This window comes from Caballeronia sp. NCF2 (genome assembly GCF_023631205.1).
Classification (GTDB): domain Bacteria; phylum Pseudomonadota; class Gammaproteobacteria; order Burkholderiales; family Burkholderiaceae; genus Caballeronia; species Caballeronia zhejiangensis.
On record NZ_JALQDN010000102.1, the window covers coordinates 1 to 10,497 of the forward strand.

The window sequence follows — 10,497 nt, forward strand, 5'->3', positions numbered from 1 at the left end:
CCGCATGGCGAGGGCTTCGTGCGCGCGTGCACGTCGGGGCTGGCGTGGGGAATGTGTCCGCAACGGCTCGTCGCGCAGCACGTCGAAAACGGCGACCTAGTGGAAATGTCGCCCGGTGCGCGCTTGGACGTCGATCTTTACTGGCAGAGCTGGCGTCTTTCGATCGGCTGGCTGGACGACTTCAGCGCGATGCTCAAACGTCGCGCCAGATCGTGTCTCGATTGAGCATTGCGCTTCGCCGGTTTCGATCGAATCGACGTGATCTCGATAAGCCGTCCGCGTTTCGGCGCCCGCATGCGCATACAAGAAACATCGTGGCGCGGGACATGTCGCCGTCGTCCGTCCGGGCCATCACGATGCCTATCTCCGCGCCGAGCGCGCCGGTGATGAACGTCTTGCTTCCGTCGACGACCCAACCGTCGCCATCGCGGCGGGGCGTCGTCCTGAGCATTCCGGGGTCGGAGCCGGCGCCGCCCTTTTCGGCCGGTTCGGTCATGAAGAACGCGGAGCGCGCGTTGCCGCTCACGAGCCGGCTCAAATATTTCTGTTCGGTTCGGCGGCTCTAAGCGCCCCCCGGTTTGCATATTGCCCCCCTCTGTCGGAAGTAGTAGCAGTTCACGAACGGCCGGTCACCTTCGGCTGAAATACGCACTCGCGATGCATCAGTTGCCGACGGGCACCCGATAGAACGAGAACGTGCGATGTTCGCCTCGCGGCCACTCTACACGCCTCACCCAATAGCCTTTTCCGCAATCTAGCGCCTCCAATGCTTTGCGATCCAACCCCATCTCCGACATCGGTTTTAGACTTCAATTGCAAAATCAGCGGTTAGGCTCACGGTGTTCTGCGATGAACGGAAATTCTCGACAATAGGAGTCGACGGTCAAGTAAGTTCTCGATCCACATTTCCTCATTGCGAATGCGCGCTGCGGTGGAGAAACGCAAGGACAGATGTTCGTGTTGGACTGCGAGGCTTTTTCGCCATGCTCGACAGGGCGCAAGCGCAACGCCCGACTCCCACAGTTCTAGTCCAAGCGCCGCAGAGGTCGTAGAGATTCGGCCCCAATCCCCCTATATTTTCCTTATCGCCACCCTTTATTGCGATTTCAGCACCAGAGGTCAGTTCTATCATCAGGTCGTCTTCACCGTCAAAAAAAATCGAGTCGATTAGTAAAAGGAACGTCTATGTCAATCAACGAGCCACGGCAGCATCCAATCAACCTAGTGGGTTGCGCAACTGGCGACCACTATCAGATCGAAAAGGGACGCATCGACCTCAGTCGGCACGCGGTGCCTGTCAGCGCGGCATCCATCGCGACCGATTCGCTCGATATCCGGATCGACCGGCGAAAAACCGCGCTTGTGATTGTGGATATGCAGAACGACTTTTGCGCGCCGAACGGTTGGCTTCACTCAGTCGGCGGCGATATCGAGCGCACGCGCCGTCCAATCCAGCCGATTCAGCAGGTTGCTCAAGCATTTCGTCTAAACCGGATGCCAGTGATCTGGCTTAATTGGGGGATTCGCGCGGATCGGCTCAATCTGCCGGCCGTCGTGCAGTTTCCGTTTAAGCAGATGGGTGGTGGCACCGGTCTCGGCGATCCCCAACCGGAACGGCCCGGTACGCCCGAAGTCGCTGGAAGCCGTGTGCTGCAAAAGGAGAGTTGGGGCGCGGAACTCGTCGACGAATTGAGGCCGCAGCCGGACGACATCCGCATCGACAAGCATCGGATCAGCGGCTTCTGGGATACGCCGCTCGACTCGATTCTGCGCAACCTCGGCATTCGCACGCTGATGTTTGCGGGCGTGAACGCCGATCAATGCGTCCTTGCGACGCTGATGGACGCGACCTTCCACGGCTATGACGGCGTCTTGGTCGCCGACTGCGTGGGTACGTCATCGCCCGATTTCTGCCTTGAAGCGACGCTTGTAAACGTGCGCTCAGTGTTCGGATTCGTCACCGATAGTCGGCGTGTTTGCAACGCGCTCCATGACGCTTGAGAAGCCCGAGAAGGGGCTGGACACCACGCGGCGATGCGCGGCCTTCACGGCGTCGTCGCGTGTATTGACGGCTAGCTTCGCGAAGATTGCCTTCAGGTGATATTTGACCGTCTCGGGGGAGAGCTGCAGCGCCTTCGCGATCTGCTTGGTCGACTGGTCGCGCACCAGCTGGACCAGTACCTCACTTTCGCGTGCTGTGAATAAAGCGAGCCCCCGGATCGCGGCGCCGAAAGCGCGCTCCCAGACACGCAAAATCTGCGTGGCCGGCCCGGCGCCGAGGCCATTGCCGGCCGCCACTTCCTGGACGATTGAAATCAGATCGACGCCGTGGTCTAGAAAAAGCTGGGCCGGCGCAACCTGTCCACACAACGTCAGCGCAAAGGTCAAATGCTCGCGCGCACCGTGCTTCTTGCCCGCCGCCATCGACACATTAGCGAGAAACAGGCTCGCGACGATTTCCGGCAGACGGCGATGCTGCCGCCGCGCGTCGTCCTGAAGTTGCGCGGCAATCGCTGCAGCGGCTTTGAGGTCGCCCTGACTCATCGCATGGTAAAAACGGGCGCGGCTAAACGCTTCCGTCACACACCACGGGACGTCGAGTGTCGCACGCTGTCCTGCCAGCGCGTAGCCGGCGTCGTCGGAGCCGAGCGTTTGCCTGTATTCGGAGTTCGCTTCCTTCAGCGCTCCGCGCCGGCACAACAGTTCGAGCCGTGTCGCATTTAACAGATAGCGGAACGCGAGCCGCCGCTGCTCCTGGCAGTGCAGCAGTTCACGCTCGAGCCGTTCGAGTGCTTGCTGCCAACGTCCGGACGCGGCCTCGACGAACGCATGGCAAATCGAGACACCTTCGGACACTTCTAGAAACGGCGAGCGGTCTCGCGTGTCGAGCCGCTGAAAACACGTGCGTGCCTCATCGAGCTCGCCGCGAACGTAGTGGATGCGGCCTAGCAGCGCGTAGGTCATCTGCCCAAACGCATTCTGCTGTCGCCGGAACAGATCAAATTCCTTTGTCAGCAAGCGCCGCAAATGCGCTTCAGCGTCATTCAAACGGCCGGCATGATAATCGTTCTGCGCGCGGTAGATTGGCATCCAAATGCCGTTCGCCGCCAGTCGGTAGCGGCTGTTCAGGCGGTCGAGCGCTTCGGTGCGAAGCTCGGCCTTCGCGAAATCGTCGTAGCGCTGCGTCAACAACAGCTCGACGATCAGCACGAGCCCGAGAAGACGCGGGTCTTCATTGACGCGTTCGACGACACAGGCCTTGAAGTCGTCGAGGGTTTCCCACGGAGAGAATGGAAACAGACGCTCGCCCTTTTCGAATAGCGCGACACATTCCGCACAGCAAAGATCGGTGACCACGGGATCCGACGAGCCTGCCGCCGTGCTTTTGACTTCCCGGCGAATCGCTTCGAGCGTGTACTCGTTTTCGATCGGGTTGTCGTCGACGATTGACCCGCAAATTTCCATCAGTGAGATGCGATGATTCGCTCGAATCGCGTCAGCTGGCAGGATTTCCAGTAGGCTTTTCACGTAGCCCATGCCGACGGTAATGGCTAGCCGCAGCGCACCTGCGCCCTCAATGATGCGGCAGGCCATCGCGGTATTGCCCGCGCGTAACGCATGACCGACCGCCTCGTACACCTCACCCCGCTGCGAGAAGAAAGCAGACGCTTTCATGTGAAGACGCAGCAGACCTGATGCGTCAGTCTGCTGCCGCTGATGAACCAGAAACTCCCTTAACAATGGATGCAGAGTCGCTCTTGCGCGTAGCTCATCGACAGCGACGATCGGATGAAGTGCTTTCATCCGTCCGATGAACTGTGCGCTGTCGCCGCGCTCTCTTAACCAGTCCGACGACGGTGCATCGACGTGCTGCAGCGTGGCGACATCGAGCATGAACTGCTTCAGATCGTCGGGCACATTGCGCCAGACTTCGCTCGCGAAGTATGAAAAGATCTGCCCAGCGGGCAGTAGCTCCTGCACTTCGCCGAGCCAGGCCTCCTTCACGTTGACGCCTGCCCCGAGCCGGATCAGCTGAAGCGCGAACGCCCAACCTTCCGTCAGCTCGTGAACCCGTTCGATCACGTCTTCATCGGTATCTCGCGGCAGCAAATCGCGCGTTTCATCGAGACTGAAGCGTAACTCTTTCGCATCGATCAGTCTTACCTTGCCTTGCAAGGCGAGCGCGGTTAGATCGAGATGCGGCAACTCGCGGCAAGCGACCACCGCGTGCACACCTAAGGGGAGCGACACGAGCACTTCGCGCAACAAGCGGGTCGTCGCCGGTGATGCCGCGGCTTCGTATTCGTCGATCACCAGCAGAATGTCGCGCTCAGCTGCTCCGGTGCCAGCCATCAGATCCGCGATTTTGAGCCCACCGGCTTTGCCCGCGACCGCGAACGCACGTTCCAGCGAAGCCTGGAATATCTCCGGTTGCCGGTCCTGCTCGTCGCAGTTCAGCCATACCGTGACTGATTCAGGACCGGCGCGTCCCCGTCGGAGTTGCGCGAGCAACGTGGTTTTGCCGAAGCCCGCAGGAGCGATCAGGACGGTGGCCCGCGCGGTGCTCGGTGGGCTGTTGATTAACCGATCGAGCAGCCGCGCGCGTTCAACGGCGTCGTCAACCTGAACTTGCGAACTGAATTTGGATGCGCGATTCATCTGACCTCATACCCGACCATTTCGCCATGACCTCGACGTCGCTCCTCGAAGCGAACGCCAACTGAGCACCAGCCAGACGACGGCCGAGATCAGCAGCGAGTCGAGAGGAGCAATTGACGTAAAGACGATGTGCAGTCGTTGCGCGGCAAACGCGAAGCCGCTACCGATAAGCCACGAGACAAATGCTTCCGGTCTCCATGCTACCTGCGTATCCCGTCTGCGGAACCGCTCGCCAACGTAGAAGCTGATCAGATAGACGCCGCCGATCGGCGGAATGCAAATGCTTAGAATCACGAGAAATGGGATGACTTTTTCGCTAATGCCCGCGATGCCTGCACCGGCACCGATTATGCAGATGATCGACGCGAGTTGCCAGTGTGGTCGCTTCGGAGCAATCGTCGCCGCGACCAGCGAGCCGGCGTAGAGATTGTAAGCGTTAGTCGTAATCGCAATGAGCACGACCGCGATCATTGCGGGGACACCGAGGCCGAGCGACAGCATCAATGCAACCAAATCCTGCTCGCCGGTCGCGACCGCCGGCACGCCGGAGAGCATCAGCACCAGCGGAAACAGCAGCCCATAGGCAATGCCACATGCGACGGCTGCTTGCGTCGGCGTGCGTGCGAAACGCGATACGTCGGGCGCCAAAATCGCGCCAGTCATGATGCCGCCCGCGACCATCGCAATGCCGGTCGTCATCGGGAAGGCGCCTGACGGCGAAACCGCAAGCACGTTATGGAGGCTCTCAGCCTTCAGCGCGGCGAACAGCGTCCAGAAGAGCACGAGGATCTTGAACGGCGAAGCAATTAGCGACAGCAGATCGAGCGCGCGAAAGCCGATCATCGTGACGGCCGCCATCAACAGGCAGCCGGCGAGCGCGAGCATTCTCACCGACTGATGCGCGAGGACATCCGGCAGTGTTGGCCGCACCGCTTCGCCGAACATCATCGCGATCACGCCGAACCAGCCCACTACCGCGGTGATGATCACAATATTGACCACGGCGCCGCCGCGCACGCCGAACGCGCGCTGGATCAACACATAGGTGGTTTGTCGCGAACGTGCGCCGGCGATGGCGGCCGGCAACGCGACGAGCGCGAGTATCACGCCACCGGCAAGACTCGCCGTGAGCGCACCCGTCACGCCCAACGCATGCGACAGGCTAGCGCCCATGACGAATGCGGGCAACGCGATCATCACGCCGAGTAGCACCATCGTGATCCGGAAGCCGTTGACGAGTTGCGAGTCGCGAATGGGAACACCCGGCTGGCTGGCATCGGTCCCCGTGACGGAGGTTTGATCGGTCTGCATCATCGTTGCGCTCCAATCGGCAAGAGAAGAGTTAGTGGAACGACACCCATGGAGGTGAGCTGGGTAGCCGGATCAATTGAAGGCTTTCGAAAAGATCAGATACACAACGTTCTGCGCGAGCGAGTTGCGCGTGTAGACCGGGATGGACGCCTTGAGCTTGATATTGCTTTTCCATGCCGGAATCGTGTACGCGATCACCGGACCGACGCCGGCTGACGCAAACCGGTTGCCGCCCGGCACCGTCTGCCCGTTCTGATGATCGTCGGACAGTTGGGTCGCGTAGTAGCCAGCCACACCGAACTGCCAGAGACCAACCTTCTCGCTAATCGCGTAATCGAAGTCAATGACCGGGCCGTTGTGATAGTGAGTCGCGGAATTGGTGCCGGCAATATCGAGAAATGCGTGCACGCTGAACTCGGTGCCATCGCCAAACATGTTCGGGCCGGTCAGATAACTGAATGCCGCATTCGGGATGTAGTAGTACGTGTTCCGACCAGTCGAGACGATCGCATTCTGGTCGTAGCGTCCCACCGGAAAGATCATCGAATACGCGAGCTTCACAGTAAGGCCAACCGGCTCGGGGCCACTCGAATGGCCAAAGTACTTGCTCCACACCAGCAGATCGGAATAGATGTCGCCGGTGCCGTTATAGGTATCGTTGCGTCCGTTCAACGTGATTTGGCCGCTCGCGACGCTGCCTTGAATGGACGTGCCGAGCGTGCCGCCCGCGAGCTTGAACGGGTACACGTAAAGCGCGCCTACCGCGGCCACGCCGCTGCTGTTGTTCGCGGAGATCGTGCTGCTTTGATGGTGATCGCTGCCGTAGTACTGCGAGCCGTTCGCATAGCCGCCTACCACCGCGCCGTAGAATCCGGTCTCCGCCGGCAGATAAGCGTTTTCAATATCGGAGCCGCCCACCGGGCCACCATAAGCCGGGCCTTCGGCGGCATGGCATGAACCGGTTAGCATCGCAGATGCGGCAAGACTGCACGCGAATTGGCAGATAGCGCGTTTCATGTTTGACCTTTGCATGAACGGGGTAGATTCACGAGTACACATCGGCATGGGGCTGCCGATGGTCATCTCCGGAGTTTGTTGTGAAATGCATGGTCGGCCGCCATAAAGACTGCGACGGCTTAGCTAAGGGGAGGCAGCGAGGGTATTTGGGGGAGACCCGATATCCAAGGAGCAGCACTATTCCCGCGGCAGCCACAGCGAGCGCACCTACCTGAATTGCCACATCAGCCTACCCGTACAACATCCCAAGTCCAATTCGGGCGCGCCTAGCATGGTTCCCGGCGCCGAGTGCTGCTCGGCGCATCTCAATAAACCATGCAAGGAACCGCCGATGAACCAAGAGAACAGCGCAGAAGTGATAATTCGTGCACGGTATCAAGCGTGGGCCGACGCGTTGCGCGAGCGTCGATTCGAATGGCTCGATGAAAACCTCGCGCACGACTATCGATTCGCCGCCCGGCCGTATCCTGATTTGCGTCTGAACAAGGCAGACTTCATCGAGGCAGACCGCAAGATGCAAAGCGCAGACATCACCATCGAGAACGTGACGGCCAGGCGCGTCGGCGAGATAATTCTCTCGCTCGTCATTGCGAACGTCATCGAATCGTTCGCTGGCGATATGGGCATGCATATGCCGTCGCTCGACGAGATTAACCACCTGGTCGGCGGTGCCCGGCTGGCGTATGCATCGGCATGGCGGCTCGTCGGCGATCGATGGATGTGCTTCGACCACTACATGATCGGGCGGGTTTGATCGCGGCCGATCGCGCGTTTATCGGGGTGCGACGCCCTTCATCATGAACAATACAAAGGAGTACGGTTATGAGCAGCCCGCAGGACTGGAATCATGAAGACGATCTGCGCGATGTGCGCGCCGCGTTCGATGCGTGGGCGCAAGCCGTGATCGCACAAGACCGCGCCGCCATCGAACCTTTTCATGACGATGGCTTTCTCGTCACGTTGCCCGATGGGACCCTGCTCGACAAGGACGGTCACATTGCGCTCGAAATCGAAGCGGGCATGAAGGTGATGGATACGTTGACGCTGAAGACCCGCCGCTGCGGTGACGTAATCCTGGTGTGGGCACGCCGCTTTCTGCGTGGCACGATCTCGCCGACGGTCGCGGGGACCGCGCTGCAGGAAGGCTGGGTCGAAGCGGCAACGATGGATCAGGGCTTTGAGCAGGCGGACTTTTCTATCTGGCGGCGCAACGGCAATGGTTCGTTGAAGTGTCTCGCCTTCGAGCTGACGATGCTTCCTGGCGTAACCGCAGACGCGGCCTGCCCCCTTCCTCCGTGCATTTAGCGCTTCGGGCATACCGACAGACCGATGTGAAGCGTCAGTTCATGCATCTCGGCGAATCCGCGTTCAGAGATGAGCACTGCGGAAGCCGCGCTAGCGGTGACAACTTTGCTTTGCTCTACGTCTTTCACCCCGACCGGCGAGCGGTCGTCAACAGCATTTCGCCCGGTCCGGCATGCCATCTGACCGGTCGTGTGTGTTGCGGTTCGTAGATACTTATATCGGTGTCCGTTCGTACGCAAATCCCGCCCAGTGACTGCCCTAATGCGGGGCGGCGGGCGGTAAGCTGAGGGAATGAGGAGAGGCCGCTGCCAAGGTTTTTCGTCGACGGGCGCCCAGCTAACCGATGATGTAAAGCGCGACACAGACGTGCATTATGCTCAATGTCGATCGCAAGTTGGGAAACAGGCGTTAAATTCACACGGACGAACTTCATCCGACGGTTGCTGCGAAGAATAGCCCGCGCAGTCCATTCCAGAAAGCGCACGCCGGCCTGGGGCGCGGCGTTGGCGTCATAGTGCGACGCATTCTCGCCGTCCACTTCTACACGGCCTAGGTCGCTGGATAGCCGACCCTATAGGCACCGCCTGGACCGCGACAGCTAACGCTTGTCAGCGGTTTCGCAGCGAAAGAGAGGCCCCTGTGTTCTGCCGGCGTCGGTTACCCATTGGCAGCGACGTTGCCGATGCCATTCTTAGGGTTTTACCTGACGTAATTCTTCGACTGTCGCTACAGCGCGGAAACAATTACATTGGGATACGCTTGACGGCAGTGCTCTACCAGCCAAAGCAACGATGTTGGTCATTGGTTGTGATCACGGCTACGCGTATAAAAAGTTGGATATTCTCTCTAACCTAAGGAAAAGCTCAATGAATACCGGAACAGATACGCTGGTCTCCGAAAAGACAAACGTTACCGAGTTGTTAGAAAAATTAGCCTATGCAACTGAGGCGACCGCCCCTTTAGTTCCTGGTCGACGATCATTCTTCAATTACAGAGATCTCGGCGTGACTGATGCCACGAGCGGGAAGATGCGAGCGCAGGTCACACTAGCCACCGGTGTCATGGAGGAAACCGGTTGGCACTATCACATCTGCGAGACGCAATTCATTTTCGCTCTTCGCGGATGGATCGATCTTCAGTTTGAAGACGGCCGCGTAATCCGCGTCGGTACGGGAGAGTCTCTCTCAATCCCGCCTGGTTTGAAGCACAACGAAATCGGGATCTCTGACGATCTAGAACTGTTGGAAGTATCGGTACCGGCGAAGATGAGCACGGTTGCTTGCGATCCGCCCGACAATCTTCGGACTCCCCGCTGATTTCCAACCACTGACAGGCGGGATGAGAACACTCGAACGAGGCCTGCTGCCTGCATGACCGGCACCCATGCAAGCGTCCCACGATCCGTTGGCGGGAAGGAATGTCCTTTCCCTTCCAGTGTCCACCGTTTGCCGCAGTAAAGCGACGCTCGAGAGCATTGGTGAACTTGCCGTCGGTTGAGCGTGCCGGGCAGCTGCTGTTAACAAGCGACGTCTGCCCGGCACGGTAAGCTTTCTAACACTAACCTCCGGATCTTCCGATGAGCTTCGCAACCAGCGAGCTCGCGCTCTGAGCGCCAAGCTTGCGCATCAAGGGGTGGTCGTCCTTTTCGTGCAGGAAATGGCGGTTAGCTCTGAAAAATCTCGAAAGATCAATAACTTGCAATTGCAGCGCCTACGCGAAATCCCGAGAGTGTCAAAGCCTTGCTGCAGGCGGCTCAGCGCCCTTGAACCGCCATTTTTTGCACGGAAAGTACACTTACCCCGACGTGCGCAAGGGCAAGGCCGATGCCGCTCGAGCCACCAGTTACTAACACCCGCTTACCTTCTATCTTCATGGTTGAACTCCGTCATCCTAAGTGATCAGGCCAAAAGAACTTCTCGTGGTACCGTTCGCCGAACTATCCGGTTTCTTCGCGGTTCCTCCCTATTGAGTCTTACTAAATCCATGACAACCGATTCTCGGCTTGCGCGTTATACGATCATCGCCTTGATGACGGATGAGGTTCATGGCCAAGATGAACGAAGCGACGCGCAAGCGAATGCGAGCTGGACGCCTCATGCTGGCGGGCAAGACGCCAGCCGAAGCCGCCAAGGCCGTTGGCGTGGCGCGGCAGACGGCATACACATGGAAGGCCCGTCTGGACGAAGGCGGCATCGAGGCGTTACG

Annotated in this window: 8 protein-coding genes and 2 pseudogenes; 6 read left to right on the forward strand and 4 right to left on the reverse strand. The window is 59.3% G+C overall.

Annotated elements, in window-relative coordinates; all coding sequences use genetic code 11:
- Positions 1-225: pseudogene (locus NCS02_RS35835) on the forward strand (ArgP/LysG family DNA-binding transcriptional regulator); the annotation flags it as partial.
- Positions 226-301: 76 nt separating this feature from the next.
- Here the strand turns inward: NCS02_RS35835 and NCS02_RS35840 are convergent.
- Positions 302-538, reverse strand: a pseudogene (locus NCS02_RS35840) (acyl-CoA dehydrogenase family protein); the annotation flags it as partial.
- A gap of 647 nt (positions 539-1,185) precedes the next feature.
- Here NCS02_RS35840 and NCS02_RS35845 point away from each other — a divergent pair.
- Positions 1,186-2,001 carry a cysteine hydrolase family protein gene (locus NCS02_RS35845; RefSeq protein WP_250523696.1) on the forward strand — a complete coding sequence of 272 codons (816 nt, stop codon included), beginning with the start codon at positions 1,186-1,188 and terminating at the stop codon, positions 1,999-2,001.
- On the opposite strand, the gene NCS02_RS35850 is transcribed toward NCS02_RS35845, so the two are convergent.
- The 3 genes from NCS02_RS35850 to NCS02_RS35860 all read right to left on the reverse strand — a co-directional run bounded on the left by NCS02_RS35850 (position 1,942) and on the right by NCS02_RS35860 (position 7,053).
- Positions 1,942-4,659: a helix-turn-helix transcriptional regulator gene (locus NCS02_RS35850; RefSeq protein ID WP_250523697.1), complete on the reverse strand. Its 2,718-nt coding sequence runs from the start codon at positions 4,657-4,659 to the stop codon at positions 1,942-1,944. The genes NCS02_RS35845 and NCS02_RS35850 overlap by 60 nt on opposite strands.
- A 6-nt stretch (positions 4,660-4,665) precedes the next feature.
- Positions 4,666-5,973, reverse strand: coding sequence for a cytosine permease (locus tag NCS02_RS35855; RefSeq protein WP_250523698.1), 1,308 nt, complete (start codon positions 5,971-5,973; stop codon positions 4,666-4,668).
- Positions 5,974-6,042: 69 nt separating this feature from the next.
- The gene (locus tag NCS02_RS35860) at positions 6,043-7,053 is read right to left on the reverse strand and encodes a SphA family protein (RefSeq protein WP_250523699.1); all 1,011 of its coding nucleotides are present in this window, start codon (positions 7,051-7,053) and stop codon (positions 6,043-6,045) included.
- A gap of 205 nt (positions 7,054-7,258) precedes the next feature.
- Here NCS02_RS35860 and NCS02_RS35865 point away from each other — a divergent pair, with 205 nt between their 5' ends.
- The 4 genes from NCS02_RS35865 to NCS02_RS35880 all read left to right on the forward strand — a co-directional run.
- Positions 7,259-7,741, forward strand: coding sequence for a nuclear transport factor 2 family protein (locus tag NCS02_RS35865; protein WP_250523700.1), 483 nt, complete (start codon positions 7,259-7,261; stop codon positions 7,739-7,741).
- Positions 7,742-7,809: 68 nt separating this feature from the next.
- Positions 7,810-8,292 (forward strand): nuclear transport factor 2 family protein, encoded by a 483-nt coding sequence (locus NCS02_RS35870; RefSeq protein ID WP_250523701.1) that lies wholly within the window; start codon positions 7,810-7,812, stop codon positions 8,290-8,292.
- 866 nt (positions 8,293-9,158) lie between these two features.
- Positions 9,159-9,608: a cupin domain-containing protein gene (locus NCS02_RS35875; RefSeq protein WP_250523702.1), complete on the forward strand. Its 450-nt coding sequence runs from the start codon at positions 9,159-9,161 to the stop codon at positions 9,606-9,608.
- 728 nt (positions 9,609-10,336) lie between these two features.
- Positions 10,337-10,497: helix-turn-helix domain-containing protein (locus tag NCS02_RS35880; protein WP_250523703.1), on the forward strand; the 161-nt coding region annotated here is incomplete at its 3' end.